This is a genomic window from Xanthomonas sp. 3075 (genome assembly GCF_014197275.1).
Classification (GTDB): domain Bacteria; phylum Pseudomonadota; class Gammaproteobacteria; order Xanthomonadales; family Xanthomonadaceae; genus Xanthomonas; species Xanthomonas campestris_B.
Map to the genome: position 1 here is coordinate 75,400 of NZ_JACIFI010000005.1, position 22,905 is coordinate 98,304.

Here is a 22,905-nt window from a genome sequence, read left to right on the forward strand (position 1 = left end):
ACCATCGCTCGTGTGAACAACATGATCGACTCAGCTACTGCACCGCCCGCCCGCGCACCGCGTCGTCGACGCTGGCTGATCGGACTTGGCATTCTCGTCGCCATCGTGGTGATTTTCTTGCTGGTGTTCGACTGGAACTGGCTGCGCGGTCCGGTCGAACGCATGGTCAGCGCCAAGACCGGGCGCGAATTCCATCTTGGCCACCTGGATGTGACGTTGGGCCGCACCACCACGGTCCGTGGCAATCGGCTCAGCCTGGCGAACGCGCCGTGGTCCAAGCGCGGCCCGATGGCCGAGCTGAATTCCGCCGAGATCGATGTCGAGTTGTGGCCGTTGCTGCGCGGCAATGTGCGCTTGCCGGAAATTCGTCTGGATCATCCGAAGGTCTTACTGGAAGCGGGTGACGACACGCACCCTGGCAACTGGGTGTTCGATCAGGACGATGGCAACGGCACGATGCCGCGTCTTGGCCGGCTGCTGGTGAACAACGGGCGCCTGCAGTACATCGATGCCGCCAACCGCTCGGACGTCGACCTGGCCGTCAACAGCCTGGCCCCGCCAAGCAGCGACCAGCGTGCCGCGCCGATCGGTATCGATGGCAAGGGCCGCTGGAAAGGCTATCCCTTCACGCTGAAGGGCAATACCGCCTCGCCGCTGGAGTTGAGCCAGAGCGAACATCCCTTCCGCATCGACCTGCGCGCCAGTGCAGGCGCCACCCGCACGCACGTGCGCGGCACCTTGACCAACCCCTTCCAGTTCCAGGTCTTCGATCTGCAGATGGCGCTCAGCGGCCAGGACATGCAGGACCTGTATCCGTTGACCGGCGTGGCCATGCCGTCGACGCCGCCGTACAAGCTCGACGGACATCTGCGCCGCAACGGCAAGATCTGGCGCTACGAAAAGTTCACCGGCACCGCTGGGGACAGCGACCTGGCCGGCACTGCCGAGGTGGACCTGCGCAACAAGCGCCCGTTCCTGCGTGCGGACCTGGCATCAAAGCGCCTGGATTTCGACGACCTGGCAGGGTTCGTCGGCGCGCCACCGAAGACCGGCGCAAACGAATCGGCAAATGCCGAGCAGAAAAAACAGGCTGCAAAACTCGCTGCGAGCGCGCGCGTGCTGCCCACCACACCTTACGACTTGTCCAAGCTGCGCGCGATGGATGCACAGGTACGCTGGCGCGCGCAGCGCATCAATGCACCATCGTGGCCGCTGGACGACATGGATGCCTCGCTGACATTGAAAGACGGCCTGTTGCAACTGGATCCGCTCAACTTCGGCGTTGCCGGCGGCGATATCCGTTCCACCATCCGCATGGACGCGCGCAACCAGGTCATCACTACCCAGCTCAAAGCCGGTATCCGTGGCATCCGGCTGGACCAGCTGTTTCCCGACAAAGCGCTCGCAAAACAAGCCTCGGGCGCAATCGGCGGCGCATTGGATCTGCGCGGACGCGGCAATTCGATCGCCGCGATGCTCGGCACCGCCGACGGCACGATCGGCGTCGGCATGGGCCGCGGTCATGTCGGCAACCTCATCATGGAGTTGGCCGGTCTGGATATCGCCGAGTCGTTGAAATACCTGTTCGTGGCCGATCGGCAGATTCCGGTGCGCTGCATGTTTGGCGATTTCGGAGTCAAGGACGGGCTGATGCAGTCGCGCGCACTGGCCTTCGACACCACCGACACCATCATCGTCGGCGAGGGCTCCATCAGCCTGAAGAACGAGACCCTGGACCTGTTGCTGCGCCCGCGCCCGAAGGACCACAGCATTCTCAGCTTGCGTTCGCCATTACGCGTTGGCGGAACCTTCAAGGACCCGTCCTTCCACCCCGACTACAAGGCGCTCGGCATCCGTGGCGCGATTGCGATCGGCCTGGGCCTGATCGCCCCGCCCGCCGCCTTGCTGGCGACCTTCGAAATGGGCCCGGGCAAGGATAGCGATTGCGGAGGCAAGTACGCCAAGTGAGGCCGGCGCGGCGGCCTCAGCTGGCGATGTAGCGCTGCAGTTGATCGATATCGCGCTGCTGGTTCTCGATCACCGCCTTGACCAGATCGCCGATGGAAATGACGCCCTGCACCCGGCCATTTTCCATCACCGGCAAATGCCGGAAGCGCCCATCGGTCATCAATTGCATGCAGCGCTCCACGGTATCGGAGGGCGACACTGTCACCACCTCGGCGCTCATGATCTCGGCGACGCTGGTGGTCGAAGAGGCGCGATCGCGCAGCACCACCTTGCGCGCGTAATCGCGCTCGGAGACGATGCCGACCAAACGTGGCCCGTCCATGACCAGCACCGCACCGATGCCCTTTTCGGCCATCAAACGGACGGCTTCGATCACCGCGGCGTCGGCCGCAACCGCAAATACCTCAACCTGTTTGGTCCCCAACAGCTGTCGTACGGTCTGCATGGCCCGCTCCGCGCTTGGTCTGGTGATCGCAGACTACTCCCACTGCGCCACGGTGGGTATCGACCAGATACAGCGGGCGCTGCTTGGCTTCGTCATACAACCGGCCCAGATACTCGCCGATCAACCCCAGGGCAATCAGCTGGATACCGCCCAGAAACAGGATCACCGACATCATGGTCGGCCAACCTGCAACCGGGTCGCCGATCAGCGCCGCCTTGATCACCACCCAGGCACCGAACAGCAACGCCACCACTGCGGTGAACAACCCCAGATACGTCGCCACGCGCAGCGGCACCGTGGAAAAACTGGTGATGCCATCCAGCGCCAGGTTCCATAGCCGCCAAGCCGTGAACTTGCTGCCCCCGGACAGGCGCGGCGCACGCCGGTACGGCACGGCGACCTGGCGAAACCCGACCCAACCGAACAGCCCCTTCATAAAGCGGTGGCGCTCGCGCAACTGCTGCAGCGCCTGCACCACGCGCGGCGACAACAACCGGAAATCGCCGCTGTCGGCTGGAATCGGCGTACGCGACAGCTGTCCGATGACCCGATAGAACACGTGCGCAGAACCGCGCTTCATCCAGCTTTCGCCCTCACGAAACACCCGCGTGCCAAAGATGTTGTCGTAGCCGGCACGCCACAATGCGACGAACTCGGGAATCAGCTCGGGCGGATCCTGCCCGTCGGCATCGAGCAGCATCACCGCGCCCGGCAGCACATGATCCAGGCCTGCAGAAATGGCCACCTCCTTGCCGAAATTGCGCGACAGCCGCACGGCGCTCACCTGCGCATCGTCATCGGCAAGTGCCTGCAACAGCGCCCAGGTGCCATCGATACTGCCATCGTCCACATACAACACGTGCGTCTGCAATCCACTGAGCTGCGCCAATACTGCACACAGACGCGGATGCAGCAGCGGAATGCTGGTTTCTTCGTTATAGGCCGCAATGACCACCGTGAGGCGCTCTGCGGCAGCCAGCGATGGCACCAGGTCGGGCGCGTGCACGCTCACGGCGCCTGCAGATACGCAGCGCCGCCCAACTGGCGGGCCTGGCGCTGAATCCACGCGGCGCGCCGCTGCACGTATGCGCCCGGCCGGCGTGCGTCATAGCGCCGTGGCGAAGGCAACACCGCCGCCAGACGCGCTGATTCGCCCGGCGATAACCCTGCCGCATCCTTGCCCCAGAACTGCCGGGCAGCGGCTTGCGCGCCATACACCCCATCGCCGAATTCGGCCACGTTGAGATACATCTCCAGGATCCGCTGCTTTGGCCACAGCCACTCGATCAGTACCGTGTACCAGGCCTCCAGGCCCTTGCGCACCCAACTGCGGCCCTGCCACAGGAACACATTCTTGGCGACCTGCTGGCTGATCGTGCTGGCTCCACGCACCCGCCCGCCACGGGCGTTGTGATCGCGCGCCTTCTCGATGGCCTGCAGATCGAAGCCGTGATGCAGCGGAAACTGCTGATCTTCCGCAGCCACCACCGAAATCGGCAGGCTGGCGGCGATCTTGTCGTAATCGCGCCATTGCTGGTGCAGCGAAAAGCTCCAGTCGCCTTCGCCCCAGGCTTCCAGATAGCGTGCCACCATCATGCTGCTGATCGGCGGATCGACCACCCGCAACACCAGCACCTGCAACACGCTCGCAGCCGCGAACAGCAGCGGTGCCGCCAATATCCAGGGCAGCCAACGCCTGCGCCGCGGTGGCGCCACCTGCTTGCCATCCAATGCAACCGTCCCCATTGTTCGCTACGACCTTTCATCCCGATGCCTGCCGCATTATCCGGCAACCGGCGTCCCTTACGTCCGATGTTTCCATGACCGATCACGATCAGCTTTCCCGTTTCCTGTTGCCCGCCGCTGGCGTGCGCGGTGTCCATGTGCGCCTGACCCAGGCCTGGCACGACATCCAGGGGGCCGCCGACTACCCGCCGGCCGCACGCCAGTTGCTCGGCGAGGCGGCGGTGGCTGCGGCCCTGTTCACCGGCCACACCAAGGTCGATGGGCGTCTGTCGGTCCAATTGCGCGGCAACCAGACGCTGCGCACCCTGTTCGCCGAATGCACCGCCGCCGGCACCTTGCGCGGTATCGTGCAGCTGGCCGACGGCGCCGACGCCCCGACCGACCTGCGCGAGCTCGGCGACGCCGCCCTGCTGGCGATCACCATCGAGAATCCCGGCCTGGACCCGCGCGAACCGCAGCGCTACCAGAGCCTGGTCGGCATGCAGTCCCCGGATCTGGCCGAAGCCTTCGAGACCTATTTCCACCAGTCCGAACAGTTGCCGACCCGCCTGCTGCTGGCCGCAGGCCCCGACCAGGCCGCCGGCCTGCTGCTGCAGAAGCTGCCTGGCGACGAAGGCGACAACGACGGCTGGACCCGCATCGGTGCCCTGTTCGACACCCTGGGAGCACCGGAACTGCTCTCGGTCGCCGGGAACGACCTGCTGCACCGATTGTTCCACGAAGAAGACCCTCAGCTGCTCGGCGACAGGCCGCTCAGCTTTGGCTGCTCCTGCTCGCGCGAACGGGTCGCCTCGATGTTGCAGTCCCTGGGCGAGGAAGAGGCCCGGGCAGCCGCCGAGGCCACCGGCGAGGTCGAGGTGCGCTGCGAGTTCTGTGGGCGTGAGTATCACTTCCCATTGACTGAACTGGAGGTACTTTTCAGCGCCCCCCAGTCGTTGCAAGAAGCGCCGGAAAGGTTGCAATAGATAGGATTTCGGGCATTTTGGGGGAGCGGGGGCGCTTGTTAAATAATCATAAACACCCTAGCATCTGCCTTGCCCGCTCTCGGGAACTTAACAACTGCCCCCTGGGTCTGACTCTGGTATGCGACACCTACTGTGCCTCCCGCTTGCTCTGATGGTTGCCCTTGCGGCAACTGCGGGCGTGCGCGCGCAGACGGCATCGCAGCAACTGCGCGAGAGCACGATCCTGCCGGTGTGGAACAAGGGCAGCGGCAAGGTAGAGGCGTTCCTGTATCTGGAGCCCACGGGCGAACAAAAGGCCGGGGCACGCTGGCACTTTGGACGGAACTCGCTGGATGCTGCCTTCGGCCTGACGTCGGGCGACTCGCTCGGCCTGCTCTGCAACAGCAGCCGTGGCACCAACATCAGCGGCCTTGCCAGCCATTGCCTGCTCGCAGGAATCGGCGATGACGAAGAAGACAGCGCCGCTGCCTCGCGCCGTGTCTCGGCCACGGTGGGTTTTAACCGTGGCGGCGCCCGCGCTGGTGTCACCGCCGGCGCTGGCCGCGATACCCTGCCGGCCTGGTTGGTGGGCGGCGGCAAGGCCCCGCTGACCCGCGTCGAGCAGAACGACCTGACCGTGTTCGGCCAGAAGAATATCGGCCGCGAAGGCTTTGTCTCGATCGGCGGCACTTACGCCCGCGCACGCTTGGTGCCGCTGGCCGATGTCTCGCCGGCGATCGCCGACCAGTGGGACAGCAAGACCCTCAGCGTCGGTGGCGGCTACGGCGCTTTCAGCGCAAACGTCATTGGCCGGGTCGTTGACGTTCCCGGCCAACCCGAAAAATGGGAAGGCCTGGGGCTGGGCCTGACCTGGCGGACTCCCTGGAGCGGCCAGTTGACGGTCGGCGCCGAGAACGTGATCTCGCGCGGCAAGAACCCGTTTGCCCCGAACAACGAAAGCAACAGCGATGGAACGGTTCCATACGTCAGGTACGAACAGGACCTGTAACTCGCTGAAATGACGAGGTTCTTTAGACGCCACCGGCTTCCAGTCGGTGGCGTTTTTCGTTGTAGGGCTCGCTTAGCACACCGTTCTTCACAGGTTTCTTCTTTTTCATTAACGGGACTTTAATTTCCTGCGCAACGCATATACCATCGGTTCACCCTGACGTTTTGGATCCGCTTCTTTCGGACCCCCCGACAGGCAAACAACCCTTGGCAGTACCCAAGATCACTTGGAGAGAGAGAGCCCGATGAATTTCAAGTCCAACAAACTGCGCGATGCCGTCGTCTTCGCGCTCGTGTTAGGCACCGGAAACGTTGCCCTGTCGTCATCCGCAATTGCACAGAGCAAACCCGCGGATGAAGCAGCTACGCTTGACACAATCACGGTTACCGGCAGCCGTATTTCAACACCAGGCCTGACCACAAGCAGCCCGGTTACCAGTATCGAGCGCGAAGAATTCATGCGCACGCAACCGGTCTCGGTGGAAGAGTTCGTAAAGCAGCTACCGAACGTGTCGCCAACTGTTGGACCAGGCACCAATAACGGCGCTACCGGCGCTGCAGAACTCGATTTGCGTGGCCTCGGATCAAACCGCACGCTCGTCCTGGTCGATGGCCGTCGCCCCGTGCCCTACGATCTGTCCGGCGTGGTCGATACCAATACGATCCCGGTGGCATTGATCCAGAGCGTCGATCTGCTGACCGGTGGCGCTTCGGTGGTTTACGGCGCCGATGCCATCTCCGGCGTCGCAAATTTCATTCTGCGTCGTGATTTCGAAGGCGTGGAGGTCCAGAGTTCTTATGGGCAATCCAAGTATGGCGATGGCGCTCGTCAGCGCATCGAAGCCACGATGGGTGCCAATTCGGCCGATGGGAAAGGAAACGTAGTTTTCAGTGTTGGCCACACCAAGGTTGACCCGGTTTTCCAGGGCGATCGTGCATGGGGCGGTGTTTCGCGCTCATCCGGCAGCGGCAATCCACAAGGGTCTGGCACGACCGTTCCTTCGCTCATTGCTGGCCCTCCGGGCGTCTGGGGCTCGCCTGGCGAAGACGGCACCTTAGACGGCCGCGGCCAGATCGACCCAACGACCGGTCAAATCGTCAACAACGTCCAGACTTATAACTTCAATCCGGTCAATCTTTTCCAGACCGGGCTCGATCGTTATCAAGCAACGGCCTTGGGTCGTTACGAAATTAACGAACATGCTGAAGCCTATGGGCAGGTGAACTACACCCGTTCGCGCGTTGAAGCATCCTTGGCACCGACTGGTCTGTTTCAAGAGGCATTTGATATGCCGATTGGAAATCCGTTGATACCGGAGCCTGCACGCCAACAGCTCTGTCAGGCCTATGGTATTGACGCAGCCAACTGTGTTCCGGGCAACGCCACCATGATCGAAGGTCTGACGGTCGGACGTCGCCTGACTGAGCTGGGCCCACGTATAAACCGCTTTGATACAAAGACGTTCCAGGTAACCGCAGGCCTGCGTGGCGCAATTACCGACAGCTGGAAATACGACGCGTTTTGGTCGCATGGCGAATCCGAGCGGTTAGCCGAATCACGCAACTGGGGCTCTTTGTCAAAGACCCGCCAAGCATTGATGTCCCTTGACGGCACTACCTGCGTCGATCCTAGCAATGGATGCGTACCGCTCAATATCTGGGGTCCCGAAGGTTCCGTCTCACAAGAAGCGCTCAACTTTATCAACTTGAGCGCCTTCTCGATCCAGAACGTCGAGCAAGACAACGCAGCGTTGAATTTCTCTGGCGACCTTGGCGAATTCAAGAGCCCCTGGGCGGATTATCCGATCGGCGTCGCCGTGGGCGCAGAACATCGCCGTGCAACAGCCGGCACGCGTTCGGATGGCCCTTCGCAGATTCAGGGCGAAGTCATGGGCACCGGCGCACCGGTACCAGACCGCCAGGGTGGCTTCACGATCAATGAAGCGTTCGGTGAATTCATCATCCCGTTGGTCAATAACGCCCCCGGTTTCTACGCGCTGTCGCTCGAAGCCGGCTACCGCTACTCAGACTTCAAGACCAAAGCCAGCACGGGCGACGAGTACGGGAGCTTTAAGTACGGCCTGAACTGGGCACCTATCGAAAGCTTGCGCTTCCGCGGCATGTTCCAGCGAGCCAATCGCGCGCCTGGCATTGGTGAATTGTTCGCTCCACAAGTGACCGGTCTAGGCAACCTGGATACCGACCCGTGTGCTGGCGGTGCAATCAGCGCCGCGCAAGCCAACACACCTGGAACGCTGTCCAACCTGTGCGTCCAAACCGGCGTCCCGGCAGGCTCTGCGGGTCTGGTCGCCCAGCCCAATGCTGGGCAGGTCAACATTCTCAGTGGTGGCAACACGCTGTTGGAACCTGAGCAAGCCGATACGCAGACAATCGGCCTGGTCTGGAATCCCACATCGAACTTCGCAATGACGCTGGACTATTGGAAGATCGAGATGGAAAAGACCATCTCCTCCCAGAGCGTCGACGACGTGATCTCCGGTTGCTACGATCCGGCGCTCAATCCGGGCCTGGGCTTCAACAGCAATTGCGCGTTGATTGGCCGCTCACCGCTGACCGGGACATTCAACGGCACGACGTCTCCTGGCATTTCGCTGATCCTTAGCAACCAAGGCACACTGAAGACTGACGGCTTTGATCTTGGTCTCAAGTATGGCTTTGATCTGCCCGGCACCATGGGCCGCCTGAATCTGGCTTACGACGCGACGTTGGTGACCACACTGGAATCCCAAGCCACGCCTGAGTCTGAAAATCGCGACTGCTTGGGACACTACAGCGTCAGCTGTACGCCCAACTCCAAGTATCGTTCGATTCTGCGCTCCAGCTGGTCCTACAACGATCTATCCGTCTCGCTGGCTTGGCGCTACAACAGCAAGATGGAAGTTGAGCCGAACACCGGCACGTGGTTTGCCAGCTACAGTAAAATTCCGTCGTACAGCTATTTTGACTTCGGCGTCAACTACAAGCTGCCGTTCAATGCGGAAGTCAATCTGTCCGTGGCCAACCTGATGGACAAGAAGGCGCCGGTCGTCGGCAATACCATTGGTGACACTGCTGAAAACAGTGGCAACACGTTCCCGAACTTCTACGACGCGATTGGCCGCTTTTACACATTGGGCGTAACTTTCTCGTTCTGATCAACTGGCTTTACAAATCAAAAAAAGCGGGCCGATTTCCGGCCCGCTTTTTTTATGTCTAGCGCAAAATCGAGCTTCACCAATACAGCAATCCGATGCCACTGCACCCTACCCCGGAATCAACGTCTGAATCACATGCTCCACGTAGGCTTCGAAGTCTTCGCGGGCCTGCTTGGGTTGCTGCAGTTGCAGCGAAAGTTGCAGGAAGCCAACGTAGGCGGCGTAGGCCAGGCGGGCGCGGTGTTGGGCGTCGGTGCGGGTCAGGCCGGCCTGGCGAAATGAGGCAATCAAATAATCGAGGCGGCGTTGCGAGACGCGGTCGATGACCGGGCGCACGGCTGGGTGATCGAGCGCCTTGAGCAGTTCGCTGTAGATCACGTGCGGCTTGACCTCATGCGCCACCAGTTGGAACAAGGCGCGTAGACGGGCGCTGGGATCGGGCACGTCTTCCAGGCTGCCGAACACTTCCTTCTGCTCGAAGATCTCCCAACGTTCCAGAGCGGCCTGCAGCAGCGCATCGCGCGAGGGGAAATGCCAGTAGAAACTGCCTTTGGTGACGCCCAGACGGCGCGCCAGCGGTTCGACCGCAACGGCGCCGACGCCTTGTTCGGCGATCAGATCCAGCGCGGCCTGTGCCCAGTCGTCCGCGCTGAGGCGGTTGCCGCGACCGGAACTGGCGCGGGGCGTGGTGACGCTGGAGTCGGTAGTGTCGTTCATGGAACGATTTAACCATACGCTTGAGGCAGTTGCAGTACGCATTACCCAACGTAGGCACAATCGCCGCGATCGCGCGCCTTAACCATCCATACCACTGAGTATTGACAGCGGCCGCCGCATATCCATACCATTAGGTATGGTCACCTCTCGTTCTAGCCTCGCCCAGACTGCATCCGTGACCAGTGTTCGCGCTGGCGACGCTGTACTTGCGGTGTCGGTGCGTGGCGAAGACAACGCGCCGACGGTCGTGTTCGCGCATGGGTTGGGACAGACGCACTTGGCGTGGGAAGCCTCGGCGGCGATGCTGGCGGAGGCGGGCTATCGCGCGTTGTCCTACGACGCACGCGGGCACGGGGATTCAAGCGTCAATGCCATGGATCTGCCCTACTCGCCCATGCAATTCACCGATGACCTGATCGTCTTGGCGGGCGAGCAAGCCGAGCCGCCAGTGCTGGTCGCCGCGTCGATGGGCGGTTTGTTCGGCCTGCTCGCAGAAGCGCGCTGGCCTGGCCTGTTTCGCGCGATCGTGCTGGTCGATATCACCCCGCGTTGGGATACCGCTGGCGTGGAGCGGATCCTGCGCTTCATGACCGCGCACCCGGATGGATTCGCGTCGCTGGATGTCGCTGCCGACGCCATTGCCGCTTACCTGCCGCATCGGCCGCGCAAGACGCCCAGTCAATTGCAGGGACTGCTGCGGCAACGCACCGACGGCCGTTGGCTCTGGCATTGGGACCCGCGCCTGGTCGACGAACTGGCGGGACAGGATCCCCACACGCAGCAGCAGGCATTGCTGGACGCCGCCGCGCAGGTGCGCTGCCCGATGCTGTTGATCAGCGGCGGGCGCAGCGATCTTGTGACGCCGGCAAACATCACCGAATTCCTGTCGATCGCCCCGCATGCGCAGCACGTGCACCTGCCCGAGGCCACGCACATGCTGGCAGGCGACGACAACACCACCTTTACCGCAACCGTGTTGCATTATCTGGACGCACTGCCCCCGGTTGGCACCATCGCAGCGTCCAACATCACCGAGCATGTCACTGGAGCAAGACCATGAGCATCGTTGCACCGTTCCTCCTCGTCATCCTGGCGGCGGGCATCGCTGCCTATCACCGTATGCGCCTTGCCACCTGGGTTGCACTGAGCGCCTGCGTGCTGGTGGCCTGCTGGCTGCTGGGTGCCAACCTCACCGCAACCATCGTCGCCGCCGCGCTGGTGGTGCTGGTGTCCGCACCGGTGCTGTTGCCGTTCCTGCGCAAGCCGCTGCTGACCACGCCGTTGATGAGCTTCTTCCGCAAGGTGCTGCCGCCGCTGTCGCAGACCGAGCGCATCGCGCTGGAAACCGGGTCGGTGGGCTTCGAAGGCGAACTGTTCACCGGCGACCCGGACTGGCAGAAGCTGCTCAACTATCCCAAGCCGCAACTGACCGCCGAAGAGCAGGCGTTCCTGGACGGCCCGGTCGAAGAGCTGTGCAAGATGGTCAACGACTGGGAAATCACCCATGTCCACGCCGATCTGCCGCCCGAATTATGGGACTACATCAAGAAGAACAAGTTCTTCGGCATGATCATTCCCAAGCAGTACGGCGGCCTGGGTTTCAGCGCGCTGGCGCATCACAAGGTGATCCAGAAGCTGTCCTCGATCTCCAGCGTGGTCAGCTCCACCGTCGGTGTGCCGAACTCGCTCGGGCCGGGTGAACTGCTGCTGCATTACGGCACGCCGGAACAGAAAGACTATTACCTGCCGCGCCTGGCGGTCGGTGCCGAGGTGCCGTGTTTCGGTCTGACCGGCCCGTTCGCCGGTTCGGATGCGACCTCGATCCCGGACTACGGCATCGTCTGCAAGGGCGAGTGGAATGGCGCCAACGTGCTCGGCGTCAAGCTGACCTTCGACAAGCGCTATATCACCCTGGCACCGGTCGCCTCGCTGATCGGCCTGGCGTTTCGCGCCTACGATCCGGATGGCCTGATCGGCGACAAGAAGGACATCGGCATCACCCTGGCGCTGCTGCCGCGCGAGACCCCCGGCGTGGAAATCGGCCGTCGCCATTTCCCGCTCAATTCGCCGTTCCAGAACGGCCCGATCCATGGCGAGGAAGTGTTCATCCCGCTGAGCCAGTTGATTGGCGGCGTGGAAATGGTCGGCAAGGGCTGGAACATGCTCAACGAGTGCCTGGCGGTGGGCCGTTCGATCACCCTGCCTTCTACCGCCAGCGGCGGCGGCAAGTACGCTGCGGTGGTGACTGGTGCGTATGCACGCATCCGCAAGCAGTTCGGTCTGTCGATCGGCCGTTTCGAAGGCGTGGAAGAAGCGCTCGCGCGCATCGGTGGCAAGGCCTACGCGATCAGCGCGTTGTCGCAGGCCACCGCTGCGGCGGTGGATCGCGGCGATGTGCCGTCGGTGCCATCGGCGATCGCCAAGTATCACTGCACCACCATGGGCCGCGAAGTGGTCAGCGACATGATGGATGTGATCGGCGGCAAGGGCATCATCCTGGGGCCACGCAATTTCGCCGGCCGTGCCTGGCAGGCTGCGCCGATCGGCGTGACCGTGGAAGGCGCCAACATCATGACCCGCAGCCTGCTGATCTTCGGCCAGGGCGCGATCCTGTGCCATCCGTGGGTGATGAAGGAAATGAAGGCGGCGCAGGATCCGGATACGCGTCGTGGCCTGGAGGAGTTCGACCAGAGCCTGTTCGGGCATATCCGCTTCGGCATTTCCAACGCGGTGCGTTCATTCTGGTTCGGTCTGACCGGTGCGCGCATCGGTGCGGCGCCAGGCGATGCGTACACGCGTCGCTTCTTCCGCAAGCTGGATCGGTATTCGGCCAACCTGGCGCTGATGGCCGACGTGTCGATGCTGATGCTCGGCGGCAAGCTCAAGTTCAAGGAATCGCTGTCCGGCCGTCTGGGCGATGTGCTGAGCCACATCTACCTGACCAGCGCGATGCTCAAGCGCTATCACGACGAGGGCGCGCCAGCGACCGACCAGCCACTGCTGGCCTGGGCGTTCCACGACAGCGTGCACAAGATCGAAACCGCGCTTTCCGCGGCGCTGCGCAACTTCCCGATCCGGCCGGTGGGCTGGTTGATGTGGGTGCTGATCTTCCCGCTGGGCCGTCGTGCCGAAGCGCCGGGCGACCGCCTGGGGCACCGCGTGGCATCGATCCTGATGACACCGAGCGAAGCGCGCGACCGCCTGGCCCAGGGCGTGTTCCTGACCCCGTGCGCCAACAATCCGGGCGGACGTATCGCCAGCTATCTGGCCAAGGCCGTGCTGGCCGAGCCGGTGGAGCGCAAGTTCCTCAAGGCACTCAAGACCAAGGGCATCGAGGCACTGGATTTCACTGCGCAGCTGGACGAGGCCGTGGCCGAAGGCGTGATCACCATCGACGAGCGCAAGCAACTGGAAGAGTTGCGCGAGATCATGATGGACACCATCACCGTGGACGACTTCGATCCGCACGAGCTGCGTGCGGCGAGCTTCTACGACAAGCCACAGGCCCAGCAGCCGCGCGAAGCGGCCTGAGCAAGCGACACACCTCGCGTCAGGTCATCACGCAAACGGCGAGCTTCGGCTCGCCGTTTGCGTTGGCGTACATGCTGTCGCGCCGCGCATGCTTGCCGAGTGTGTGGGCCGGCGCACCGACCAGCACGCTCGCAGTCAGCTGCAGAGCCACGCCGGAGATTGCCTGCAGGCATCAAGACGGCTGCAGCAATGGCCACCAGCTGGTATCGATCAACGCGGCAACCACACCAGCGCCAGCGCGATCAACGCCGGCAGCGCCTGCACGAAGAAGATGCGTCGGTTGACGCTGTAGGCGCCATAGCAACCGGCCACCACCACGCAGCCCAGGAAGAAACTCAGCACGTCGCTGCGTGCAGCCAATGCGCCCCAGAACAGGCCAGCAGCCAGGAAGCCGTTGTACAGGCCCTGGTTGGCCGCCAGTACGCGCGTGGCTTGCGCCTTCTCCAGGGTATTGCGGAAGGTCTTCAGACCCACTGGGCGCGTCCACAACACCATTTCCAACACCAGAATGTAGACATGCAGCAATGCGACAAACAGGCCGGCGACGATGGCGAACAGAGACATGGCAGATTGATCGAGCGAATGTGGCGGCCAGCATAGCCGCGATTGCGGTCGCCCTGTTCGGAGCGGCGTGCCGATCGCCGCACCGCGCTCAGACGCGCGGACACGATGCACATGATCGCGCGCGAGTGAACACCGGCAGATGGGCGCACTCGCTCGACGGCGTGCGCGCTGATCGGTCAATTGCGCGGATCGGGCGCCTGCCCGGACGTATCGACACCACGCTCGGCTGGCAGCCTGCGTGCTTGGCGCAGCAAGCCGACTGCGCCCACGGTCATCCCTGCTCCCGCCAGCAGCCCGATGCCGAATACCGCGCCGGAGCCGAATGCGGACACCAGTTTGTATACCCACACAAAGCTCAGGTCGCTACCGCGATAGACCACGGTATCGATCGCCGCACCTGCCTTGTAGCGCCATTGGCGGTCCACACGCGTGTACAGCGTTTCGCGCGCGGGTTTGGCCAGTGCGAACTCGCTGGATCGCGTGATCACCTGCACGATCGCCACCATCATGGGAGCGGCGACGCAGCCAGCACGGCATAACCCAGCGTGATCGCCACGCCGGGAATCAGCAGCGCCGGCGCGATGCCAAACCGCGACAACAGCGCGCGTGTCACCAACAACTGCAATACCAGGGTCAATGCGTTGACTGCCAGATCGATGCTCGCGTAGTACGCGGTGCTGGCCGCCGCATCCGTGTACAACCGCCGCACCAGCGCCGCCTGTTCGTTGTAGAGCAGCGTGCCGACACCCACTCCGAACACCATCGTCACTGCCAGCCAGCGCAGCAGCGGCTCGCGCACGATCAACTTGAGCCCGCCCAGCACATCGCCGCCCATCGGCACTTCGCCGGAATCCTGCTGCCGCTCCTGTTCGCGTGCCACCGCCCACCACCGCAAGCGCAGCAGGCACACCACGCACAACCCCAGAAAGGCGGCCGAGACCAGCATCAGGTGCGCAATGCCGATGCGCTCCACCAGGGTACGGGTGAGCATCGGCCCGAGAAATGCGCCCAGCGTGCCGGCCGCACCGATATAACCGTAATACCTGCGCGCCTCGGCATTACTGAAGACATCGGCCATGAAGCTCCAGAACACCGCCACGGCGAACAGATTGAACACGGAAATCCACAGGAAGAACGCCATGCCGCGTCCGGGCACGCCACTGTCGAACAGCACATAGAACAGCAGCAGGGTCGCAATGAAGAAACCGTACACCACCGGCAGGAACACGCGCCGCGGATAGCGGCTGACCAGCGCACCGTAGACCGGCTGCAGCAACAACATGATCAGGAAGGTGCAGGTAAACAGCACCTGCAGGGTGAACTCCTTGAGCGGCATGCCGTGCGCGGCGAAGAACGCGATCATGCCGGCAGGAAAGATCGCTTCCACATCGGCCGAAGCGCCCATCGTCTCGCGCACCGGACGCAGCACGTAATAGCCGCTGAGCAGGCAGAAGAAATACAGGAACGACCACGCCAGCGGCGGCGAGCTGCGCAACGCCGCGCTCAAACGGCCAGCCGCGAGCGCGGCGCAGATGGGCTGTTCATCGGGGAAAGTTCGCTCGCATCGACGGGCGTGACAGCAAGGACATGACGGCGGCACCCGCGAAACAAGCGCGCAAGTTAGCCGATGCCGTGCTGCATCACCAGCCGCCACGGGCAGGACACCGCCGGCCGGCCTAGGTATCGATACGGCACGCTGCTTGCAGCTGCATTCGCACGGGCTCCGGGCTGCGTTGGAAAGGCGCTGCGCAGGCCGATTTATGAACCTAAAATCATCAATAGGATCAATACGATGCCCATTCATCTTCCGGCAGTTTGTGCTATTGCGAAGCACGGCGCTAGAATCGCCGATGGCAGTGGAACAGGCGGCACACACATGACACAAATGCGCAGTCGACGGTTCCGTCCGTTGGCCATCGGGCTGCTCGGGGCGTTATTGCCCCTGGCCCTCTCTTCCACCGCGCAGACACCCGCGCCGACTGCCTCTGCGTTGCAGCCGGCCAGCGTCACACAGTCGCCGACTGCTCCGCTGCAATACCGCGCATCGCTGCCGGCCAGCCAGGTGTTGGCGCCAGCGGCTGGCTTCGATGTCGCGGCATTCGAATCGATGGCCAACCAACTGACCTACGGCAATCGCGTGCCCGGCATGGCGATGGCGATCGTGCAGGGCGGCAAGGTGCTCAGCGCACGCGGTTATGGCGTCACCGACGTCAATCATCCGCAGCCGGTCGATGGCCACACCGTGTTCCGGCTGGCCTCGCTGTCCAAGGCCTTCGCCGGCACCATGGCGGGGCTGTTGGTCAACGATGGCGTGCTGCGCTGGGACAGCAAGGTGGTCGACTATGTGCCGGGCTTCCAGCTCAGCGACAACGTCGCCACCCGTCAGCTCACCGTCGCCGAGGTGCTCAGCCACCGCGTCGGGCTGACCCGCAATGCCTACGACCGCGATATCGAATCCAACGTCGATTACTACTCGCTCAGCCACAAGCTGGCCGCCGCGCCGCTGCGCTGCGCACCGGGCGACTGCTATGCGTATCAGAACGTCGCCTTCAGCCTGGTGGGCGATGTGGTGTTTGCCGCGTCGGGCGGCTTCTACGAGCAGTCGGTGGAGCGCCGCATCTTCAAGCCGCTGGGCATGAACGATGCGAGCATGGGGCTGGCCGGCATCCAGGCCAGTCCGCATTGGGCGCGTCCGCACGTGCGCAGCCGCAATGGCTGGGTATCGCTGACGCCCAAGCCGACCTACTACCGTCTTGCCCCCGCAGCAGGCGTCAATGCCAGCGCCAGCGACATGGCGCAGTGGTTGCTGGCACACACAGGCCACCGCACCGACGTATTGCCTGCGCCGCTGCTGGCGACGCTGCATGCGCCACTGATCTCCACCCCGGGCGAAATGCGCTCGGGCTGGCGCCACGAGCGCGTGGATGCGGCCAGCTACGCGCTGGGCTGGCGTGTGTTCGATTACGCGGGCCATCAGGTGGTCTTCCATGCCGGCGCCGTCCAGGGTTATCGCGGTCTGGTCGCATTGCTGCCCGAGCGCGATCTGGGCATCGCAATCCTGTGGAACGGCGAAAGCGGCCTGCCCTCCGGCATGATGCCGACCATCCTGGATCGTGCACTTGGTCTGCCGACCAAGCGTTGGCTGGATATCGATGTGGATGGCGACTTCGGTAGCGAGAACATGCTGGCGGAGCGCCCCGATCCCGCCGGCAAGGGCGCCTCGTCCGGCAAGTCGGTGGCATCGCCACGCTGACGTGGCGGCAGCAGCGCCTGATATCGATGCGGACACAACCAAAGGCGGCCTCGGCCGCCTTTGGTGTTTTTCGCATCTGCCCGTTGCCGATGAACTGGCAGGGCCGTGAGGCGACCGTCGGCGCATGCGGGGAGACTCGCACCGTCATGGCATGCCGCTAGCGTCAGCGCATCAGAGCGCCTGTGGAGACGAACGGCCGCTGATTGGCCACCTCATCGCAGACGACGTGCGGCAACATGCATGCTCGCTGCGACGCCGTCGCGATATTCGGGCCGATTCCAGTGAGGTCGGCGACCGTCGGCAACGGGGCCGGCCGCTGCCGTCGCTGCATGGCTGGATGCTTGAGCAGACGATCGGCCCATTGTTGAACCGGAAGGACCATGGGCACGCTGCGGGGAATCGGTCGTGTGCACGCGCGAAACGGGGGCGCTGCAGATATGGCGACGTCGGCACTTGACCGCAGCCGGCGTCGGTCTGTCCGTCACGCGCGGCCTGGCATGCGCGAATCGATCGGGATGGATGGCGACACCGCCAGGCACAACAAGACCGCTGCCGCGCTCACCCCATCTGCGGATCGGTCGCGTTGGAGGCCATGGCGAACACCGGCTGATTGCAGCTTGCGCACATACCCGGCACGCGCACGGTTGCGATGCGCCGCCACTTCCCGCCGCGCTCGGCGGCGTGGCCAGCCTGAAAACAGCTAGATGCCAGCCCAATAAAAAAGCTCCCTCCCCGCTGGGCGTCGGGGAGAGAGCTCGATGTTTACGGCGATCGGGTATTACAGATCAGATCAGCGGTGCCGGAGTTGCGGGCAGCGCGACCGGAGCGGCCTTCTTCTTGCGAACGGCCGGCTTCTTCTTGGCGACCTTCTTCGCAGCAGGCTTCTTGGCAGCAGTCTTCTTGGTGGCGGACTTCTTGGTCGCCTTCTTCGCCACTGCCTTCTTGGCAGTCTTCTTCACTGCCTTCTTGGCGGCCGTCTTCTTGGTCGCCTTCTTTGCAGTCTTCTTCACGGCCTTCTTGGCGGCCGTCTTCTTGGTCGCCTTCTTAGCAGTCTTTTTCACTGCCTTCTTGGCGGCTGCCTTCTTCACTGCCTTCTTCGCAGTCTTCTTGACGGCCTTCTTGGCAGCAGCCTTCTTCACTGCCTTCTTGGCGGTCGCCTTCTTTGCGACCTTCTTGACGGCCTTCTTGGCGGCAGTCTTCTTCACTGCCTTCTTGGCGGTGGGTTTCTTTTTCGCAGCTTTTTTAGTGGCCATGTAATTGGCTCCTCGTCAGTGAACTATGGAGTTGAAACGCCCAGTTGAACCAAACCCCGCAACGGCGTGCCGTCGTCGGGAACCGTCCGCAGGGAATGCGCGACGGGACGGATACAGAAACACCCGCATCGAACGGCGACACGGGTGCGTGATCGAAAGGACGACTGCTTTCTTGGAGAGAAGCGAACCCGACTCCACCGCTGATGGCGCTTCGGTGGACATCCGGAACAAGCTTGTCGGCTTGATGTCGATTCTGCTCACTCTCTTTCGCAGCAATGTCTGCTGGGCGAAACCTAATCACGCTTTTTTTTACTGTCAACACTCTTTTGCAATTTTTTTTTGGCCGGGCATCGCGATGCGGTGTATCCAAGCGAGCAAAGCGTGCCGCACGCTGCCTCACCCAAGCGAGCAAAGCGTGCGCGCGCATAACAGCGCTTTCAAAAAACCACTTCTTTTGCGCTGTTTTTCTTCGCCGATACAAATACACCCGGCATCGGCGACCACGATGGCGCGTTGAGCTATCGGCGCGGCCGGCAGGATCCGCCGCCTGTCCGCCAGCTGAAAATTTTTTATCCAACAACGTTGCTTGAGGCAGCGCACGAGCGGAAATGCGCAAACTTATTGCGTCGTTTGATCGCCATGCGTGCGTCCGCACGCACCATCGCAGGCATGCGTTGCGCCTTGTGCTGGACGATCGGTGCGTACGGCGGCGGCAGAATCTTTCACCGCGCGCACGCTCGAACGTCACCAGCGACTCACGTCAGAAATCCGACGCACCCGCATGCGCGCGGCTTCGACAGGACGCAATCGCGGACATGGCGAACAGCAAACCGCCATTCGTCGCCGACCACATCGATGCGCGCAGACCCACAACACACGCCTCTGGATCGAGCCGTCGGCATGGTGTCCGCCATCACACCGAAGCGAGGCCACGGCACTGCCACCGGAACCGCACCCAAAAAAATGGCCGCTCTCAGGAGCGGCCATCGGGACGTGCGAACGGTGCTGCGACGTCAGTGCGACTCGTCTTCCAGCAGCTCGGCGTAGTCGTCCGGCGACAGCAGGTCGTTGAGCTCTTCCTTGTCGTCGAGTTCGACCACGAAGATCCAGCCGTCGCCGTAGGCGTCTTCGTTGATGGTTTCCGGCTTGTCGCTGAGTGCGCTGTTGACCTCGACGACGGTGCCGCTGACCGGGCTGTAGACGTCGGAGGCGGCTTTGACCGACTCCACGACCGCAGCGCCGTTACCGACCTGCACGGTGTCGCCGACGCCCGGCAGTTCGACGTAGACCAGGTCGCCCAGCAGGCCCTGCGCGTGGTCGGAGATACCGACGGTGACGCGGCCGTTGCTTTCGACGCGGGCCCACTCGTGGGATTTGAGGAACTTGAGGTCGCCAGGGATCTCGCTCATGGGTGTGCTCCGGGAAGCTAGGGGTTGGGGACAGGTGGCTAGTTTAGACCGCGCGACAAGGCAGGTACACGTGCGTCGGTCCGTGTTGGTTCGCAGGGTGTTGCGCGCTGCAGGCCGACTAAGGCCGACAGCGCCTGACGCATCAACCGAGCACGCCGGCCTGCGCCTGGCCATCGCGCACGAACGGGAACTTCACCGCGCGCAGCGGCACCTGCTTGCCGCGGATGTCCACGCGCAGATCGTCGATGCTGCCAGCCGGCACGCGCGCGAACGCGATCGCCTTGCCGAGCGTGGGCGAGAACGTGCCGGACAGGATCTCGCCCTCGCCGCTGGCGGTGAGCACGGTCTGGCCATGCCGCAGCACGCCCTTCTCATCCATCACCACACCGATCAATTGGCGCGGTGCGCCCTGCGCCTGTTGCGACTCGAGCACGGCGCGACCGATGAAGTCGCGGCCTTCGTCCAGGGCGATCGTCCAGGCCAGCGCTGCTTCGTAAGGACTGACCGTGTCGTCCATGTCCTGACCGTAAAGATTCATGCCGGCCTCCAGCCGCAAGGTATCGCGCGCGCCCAGACCGGCCGGCTTGACGCCTTGCGCGAGCAGCGCGTTCCAGAACGCCACCGCCGCGTCTTGCGGCAGCACGATCTCGAAACCGTCTTCGCCGGTGTAACCGGTGCGCGCGAGAAACAGCTCCACGCCATCGCGCGAGCGCGTCTGCAGGGCGGCGAAACGGCCGAGCTTGCTGGCCGCCGCGGTATCGGCCGAATCCACCAGTTCGATGACCTTGGCGCGTGCATTGGGGCCTTGCACCGCGATCATCGCGAAGTCGCTACGCTCTTCCACGCGCACCTCGAAGCGTGCGGCCTGCTCGCCGATCCACTGCAGATCCTTTTCGCGGGTAGCGGCATTGACGACCAGACGGAAGAAGTCCTCGGCCATGAAGTAGACGATGAGGTCGTCGATCACCCCGCCCTGCGGGTTGAGCATGCAGGTGTACAGCGCCTTGCCGGAGACCTTGAGCTTGTCCACCGAATTGGCCAGCAGGTAGCGCAGGAACTCGCGCACGCGTGGGCCGTGCAGATCGACCACGGTCATGTGGCTGACGTCGAACATGCCGGCGTCGCGACGCACCTGGTGGTGTTCGTCGAGTTGCGAGCCGTAGTGGATCGGCATGTCCCAGCCGCCGAAGTCGACCATCTTGGCGCCGAGCGCGCGATGGGTGTCGTTGAGGATGGTCTTCTGGGTCATGGGCGCCGGTCCGAGGAAAGAGGACCATTATCGCTGCCCGGCCGCGCTTGGGGAAAACGGCGTTGGCGATGCGCTATCGCAGCGACGGCGGCTGGACGTCGCTGCAGCATGCCGCGCCGCGCTGCAACATCGATTCCCGACAGGGCAGCGCACCCTGCCCTGCTCGCTCAATCGACTGCCTGCACCTGCAAGGTCATGCCATCGACACCGACGATGCGTACCGGCGCGCCGGCCGGAAGATCCGGACCGCTGACCACCCAGAACGCGTCGTCGACCTTGGCGCGACCACGACCGGCGTGGATCGGCTGGTCGAGCACCACACAACGGCCGATCAACTGCTCGGCGCGTCGGTTGAGCAGGGGGCGATCGCTTTGCCGACCCTTGCCGCGAAACCAGCTGCGATACCCCTGCACCGACAAGAAACTGAGCAGCACGAAGGCGACGATCTGCAGCAGCAGCGTCATGCCCGGCAGCGCGAGAACCAGCACGCACACCGCCGCCGCGGCAATGCCCATCCATAGCAGGAACGCGCCGGGCACCAGCGTCTCGGCAGCAATCAATACCAATGCCAGCACCGCCCAGACCACCACGTCCCAGCGCATGGCTCAGTCTCCCACGCGCGGCGGCATCGGCGGCACCCGCACAGTGCTTGCGTCGGGCTTGTTCAATGCTTCCTTGGCCAACTCGGCGATACCGGCGATCGAGCCGATGATGCCGCTGGATTCCATCGGCATCAGCACGAACTTCTGGTTGGGCGCAGTGGCCAGCGCCTTGAACGCCTCCACATATTTCTGTGCGACGAAGTAGTTGATCGCCTGCACGCTGCCGTTGGCGATCGCATCGGAGACCACCTGGGTGGCCTTGGCTTCGGCCTCGGCCAGACGCTCGCGCGCTTCGGCATCGCGGAACGCGGCTTCCTTGCGGCCTTCGGCTTCGAGCACCGCTGCCTGCTTCTCGCCTTCGGCGCGCAAGATTTCCGACTGGCGCGAACCTTCGGCTTCGAGGATCTGCGCGCGCTTTTCGCGCTCGGCCTTCATCTGCCGCGCCATCGAGTCGATCAGGTCGCGCGGCGGCTGGATATCGCGGATCTCGATGCGGGTGACCTTGATGCCCCAGGGATTGGTGGCCTGATCGACCACGCTGAGCAGCTGCGCATTGATGGTTTCGCGCTGACTCAGCGATTCGTCCAGATCCATCGAGCCGATCACGGTACGGATGTTGGTCTGCACCAGCGCGATCGAGGCGATCTCCAGGTTGGAGACCTCATACGCGGCCTTGGCGGCATCGAGCACCTGGAAGAACACCACGCCGTCCACGCGCACCACGGCGTTGTCCTTGGTGATGACGTCCTGGCTGGGCACGTCGAGCACCTGCTCCATCATGTTGATCTTGCGCCCCACCCCATAGACCACCGGCACCAGAAAGTGCAGGCCCGGACTCATGGTGTGGGTATAGCGGCCGAAGCGCTCCACCGTCCACTGAAATCCCTGCGGCACCATGCGCACGGTCTTGAACAACACGATGACGCCAGCGACCAGAACGGCGATGGCCAGAAAAGAAGTCGGAAACATATGCAGCCCCTTGCAAGTGACGAGTCGGTCCTTGCCTTGAGTATGCCCTAGCGCCACCTGTACCCATATCGTGAGCTACGCATGCGGCGAGG

The 22,905-nt window shown here is 63.3% G+C and carries 19 protein-coding genes and 1 pseudogene; 7 read left to right on the plus strand and 13 right to left on the minus strand.

Annotated elements, in window-relative coordinates:
- Positions 1-21: 21 nt before the first annotated feature.
- Entirely contained in the window at positions 22-1,968 is a 1,947-nt protein-coding gene (locus GGR62_RS06455; RefSeq protein ID WP_184407102.1) for an AsmA family protein, read from the plus strand.
- 16 nt (positions 1,969-1,984) lie between these two features.
- On the opposite strand, the gene GGR62_RS06460 is transcribed toward GGR62_RS06455, so the two are convergent.
- From GGR62_RS06460 to mtgA, 3 genes are read right to left on the minus strand one after another with little or no spacing between them, the layout of a single operon-like run.
- Positions 1,985-2,413, minus strand: coding sequence for a CBS domain-containing protein (locus tag GGR62_RS06460; RefSeq protein ID WP_184407103.1), 429 nt, complete (start codon positions 2,411-2,413; stop codon positions 1,985-1,987).
- Entirely contained in the window at positions 2,373-3,419 is a 1,047-nt protein-coding gene (locus tag GGR62_RS06465; RefSeq protein ID WP_184407220.1) for a glycosyltransferase family 2 protein, read from the minus strand. The genes GGR62_RS06460 and GGR62_RS06465 overlap by 41 nt, the downstream gene beginning before the upstream one ends.
- Before the next feature lie 2 nt (positions 3,420-3,421).
- The gene (mtgA, locus tag GGR62_RS06470) at positions 3,422-4,159 is read right to left on the minus strand and encodes a monofunctional biosynthetic peptidoglycan transglycosylase (protein WP_184407104.1); all 738 of its coding nucleotides are present in this window, start codon (positions 4,157-4,159) and stop codon (positions 3,422-3,424) included.
- A gap of 74 nt (positions 4,160-4,233) precedes the next feature.
- Here mtgA and GGR62_RS06475 point away from each other — a divergent pair, with 74 nt between their 5' ends.
- From GGR62_RS06475 to GGR62_RS06485, 3 genes are all read left to right on the plus strand, one after another.
- Positions 4,234-5,124 carry an Hsp33 family molecular chaperone HslO gene (locus tag GGR62_RS06475; protein ID WP_184407105.1) on the plus strand — a complete coding sequence of 297 codons (891 nt, stop codon included), beginning with the start codon at positions 4,234-4,236 and terminating at the stop codon, positions 5,122-5,124.
- Positions 5,125-5,275: 151 nt separating this feature from the next.
- Positions 5,276-6,112 (plus strand): hypothetical protein, encoded by an 837-nt coding sequence (locus GGR62_RS06480; protein ID WP_184407106.1) that lies wholly within the window; start codon positions 5,276-5,278, stop codon positions 6,110-6,112.
- Between the two features lie 244 nt (positions 6,113-6,356).
- Positions 6,357-9,266: a TonB-dependent receptor gene (locus GGR62_RS06485; protein WP_184407107.1), complete on the plus strand. Its 2,910-nt coding sequence runs from the start codon at positions 6,357-6,359 to the stop codon at positions 9,264-9,266.
- A gap of 108 nt (positions 9,267-9,374) precedes the next feature.
- Here GGR62_RS06485 and GGR62_RS06490 read toward each other — a convergent pair whose 3' ends face one another.
- Positions 9,375-9,983 carry a TetR/AcrR family transcriptional regulator gene (locus GGR62_RS06490; RefSeq protein ID WP_184407108.1) on the minus strand — a complete coding sequence of 203 codons (609 nt, stop codon included), beginning with the start codon at positions 9,981-9,983 and terminating at the stop codon, positions 9,375-9,377.
- Between the two features lie 136 nt (positions 9,984-10,119).
- Between GGR62_RS06490 and GGR62_RS06495 the strand changes: the two genes are divergently transcribed.
- Positions 10,120-11,043, plus strand: a complete 924-nt coding sequence (locus tag GGR62_RS06495; protein ID WP_184407109.1) for an alpha/beta hydrolase — start codon at positions 10,120-10,122, stop codon at positions 11,041-11,043.
- The gene (locus GGR62_RS06500) at positions 11,040-13,514 is read left to right on the plus strand and encodes an acyl-CoA dehydrogenase (RefSeq protein WP_184407110.1); all 2,475 of its coding nucleotides are present in this window, start codon (positions 11,040-11,042) and stop codon (positions 13,512-13,514) included. The genes GGR62_RS06495 and GGR62_RS06500 overlap by 4 nt, the downstream gene beginning before the upstream one ends.
- 19 nt (positions 13,515-13,533) lie before the next feature.
- On the opposite strand, the gene GGR62_RS21125 is transcribed toward GGR62_RS06500, so the two are convergent.
- The 3 genes and pseudogenes from GGR62_RS21125 to GGR62_RS06510 form a co-directional block, all read right to left on the minus strand.
- Positions 13,534-13,665 (minus strand): hypothetical protein, encoded by a 132-nt coding sequence (locus tag GGR62_RS21125; RefSeq protein ID WP_260305577.1) that lies wholly within the window; start codon positions 13,663-13,665, stop codon positions 13,534-13,536.
- A 59-nt stretch (positions 13,666-13,724) separates the two neighbouring features.
- Positions 13,725-14,078 (minus strand): DUF1304 domain-containing protein, encoded by a 354-nt coding sequence (locus GGR62_RS06505; protein ID WP_184407111.1) that lies wholly within the window; start codon positions 14,076-14,078, stop codon positions 13,725-13,727.
- A 176-nt stretch (positions 14,079-14,254) separates the two neighbouring features.
- A pseudogene (locus tag GGR62_RS06510) lies at positions 14,255-15,623 on the minus strand (MFS transporter).
- A gap of 364 nt (positions 15,624-15,987) precedes the next feature.
- Here GGR62_RS06510 and GGR62_RS06515 point away from each other — a divergent pair.
- On the plus strand, positions 15,988-17,331 hold the full coding sequence (locus GGR62_RS06515; protein ID WP_184407221.1) for a serine hydrolase domain-containing protein: 1,344 nt from the start codon (positions 15,988-15,990) through the stop codon (positions 17,329-17,331).
- Positions 17,332-17,494: 163 nt separating this feature from the next.
- On the opposite strand, the gene GGR62_RS06520 is transcribed toward GGR62_RS06515, so the two are convergent.
- From GGR62_RS06520 to GGR62_RS06545, 6 genes are all read right to left on the minus strand, one after another.
- Positions 17,495-17,713 carry a hypothetical protein gene (locus tag GGR62_RS06520; RefSeq protein WP_184407112.1) on the minus strand — a complete coding sequence of 73 codons (219 nt, stop codon included), beginning with the start codon at positions 17,711-17,713 and terminating at the stop codon, positions 17,495-17,497.
- A 403-nt stretch (positions 17,714-18,116) separates the two neighbouring features.
- Entirely contained in the window at positions 18,117-18,584 is a 468-nt protein-coding gene (locus GGR62_RS06525; RefSeq protein ID WP_184407113.1) for a hypothetical protein, read from the minus strand.
- 1,013 nt (positions 18,585-19,597) lie between these two features.
- Positions 19,598-19,993: a glycine cleavage system protein GcvH gene (gene gcvH, locus GGR62_RS06530; RefSeq protein ID WP_184407114.1), complete on the minus strand. Its 396-nt coding sequence runs from the start codon at positions 19,991-19,993 to the stop codon at positions 19,598-19,600.
- A gap of 142 nt (positions 19,994-20,135) precedes the next feature.
- Complete coding sequence (gene gcvT / locus GGR62_RS06535) at positions 20,136-21,242, minus strand: glycine cleavage system aminomethyltransferase GcvT (RefSeq protein WP_184407115.1); 1,107 nt, start codon at positions 21,240-21,242, stop codon at positions 20,136-20,138.
- Between the two features lie 167 nt (positions 21,243-21,409).
- The gene (locus GGR62_RS06540) at positions 21,410-21,844 is read right to left on the minus strand and encodes an NfeD family protein (RefSeq protein WP_184407116.1); all 435 of its coding nucleotides are present in this window, start codon (positions 21,842-21,844) and stop codon (positions 21,410-21,412) included.
- A 3-nt stretch (positions 21,845-21,847) separates the two neighbouring features.
- A complete protein-coding gene (locus GGR62_RS06545; RefSeq protein WP_184407117.1) occupies positions 21,848-22,813 on the minus strand; it encodes an SPFH domain-containing protein in 966 nt (321 codons plus the stop codon).
- Between the last annotated feature and the right edge of the window lie 92 nt (positions 22,814-22,905).

What these genes read in the sequence shown, in the direction of transcription:
- GGR62_RS06455 (WP_184407102.1), top strand. Translation starts at nt 22, where the DNA reads ATGATCGACTCAGCTACTGCACCGCCCGCCCGCGCACCGCGTCGTCGA.
- mtgA (WP_184407104.1), bottom strand. Translation starts at nt 4,159, where the DNA reads ATGGGGACGGTTGCATTGGATGGCAAGCAGGTGGCGCCACCGCGGCGC.
- GGR62_RS06485 (WP_184407107.1), top strand. Translation starts at nt 6,357, where the DNA reads ATGAATTTCAAGTCCAACAAACTGCGCGATGCCGTCGTCTTCGCGCTC.
- GGR62_RS06505 (WP_184407111.1), bottom strand. Translation starts at nt 14,078, where the DNA reads ATGTCTCTGTTCGCCATCGTCGCCGGCCTGTTTGTCGCATTGCTGCAT.
- GGR62_RS06500 (WP_184407110.1), top strand. Translation starts at nt 11,040, where the DNA reads ATGAGCATCGTTGCACCGTTCCTCCTCGTCATCCTGGCGGCGGGCATC.
- GGR62_RS06475 (WP_184407105.1), top strand. Translation starts at nt 4,234, where the DNA reads ATGACCGATCACGATCAGCTTTCCCGTTTCCTGTTGCCCGCCGCTGGC.
- GGR62_RS06480 (WP_184407106.1), top strand. Translation starts at nt 5,276, where the DNA reads ATGGTTGCCCTTGCGGCAACTGCGGGCGTGCGCGCGCAGACGGCATCG.
- GGR62_RS06540 (WP_184407116.1), bottom strand. Translation starts at nt 21,844, where the DNA reads ATGCGCTGGGACGTGGTGGTCTGGGCGGTGCTGGCATTGGTATTGATT.
- GGR62_RS06460 (WP_184407103.1), bottom strand. Translation starts at nt 2,413, where the DNA reads ATGCAGACCGTACGACAGCTGTTGGGGACCAAACAGGTTGAGGTATTT.
- GGR62_RS06495 (WP_184407109.1), top strand. Translation starts at nt 10,120, where the DNA reads ATGGTCACCTCTCGTTCTAGCCTCGCCCAGACTGCATCCGTGACCAGT.
- GGR62_RS06545 (WP_184407117.1), bottom strand. Translation starts at nt 22,813, where the DNA reads ATGTTTCCGACTTCTTTTCTGGCCATCGCCGTTCTGGTCGCTGGCGTC.
- gcvH (WP_184407114.1), bottom strand. Translation starts at nt 19,993, where the DNA reads ATGAGCGAGATCCCTGGCGACCTCAAGTTCCTCAAATCCCACGAGTGG.
- GGR62_RS06490 (WP_184407108.1), bottom strand. Translation starts at nt 9,983, where the DNA reads ATGAACGACACTACCGACTCCAGCGTCACCACGCCCCGCGCCAGTTCC.
- gcvT (WP_184407115.1), bottom strand. Translation starts at nt 21,242, where the DNA reads ATGACCCAGAAGACCATCCTCAACGACACCCATCGCGCGCTCGGCGCC.
- GGR62_RS06525 (WP_184407113.1), bottom strand. Translation starts at nt 18,584, where the DNA reads ATGGCCACTAAAAAAGCTGCGAAAAAGAAACCCACCGCCAAGAAGGCA.
- GGR62_RS06520 (WP_184407112.1), bottom strand. Translation starts at nt 17,713, where the DNA reads ATGGTCCTTCCGGTTCAACAATGGGCCGATCGTCTGCTCAAGCATCCA.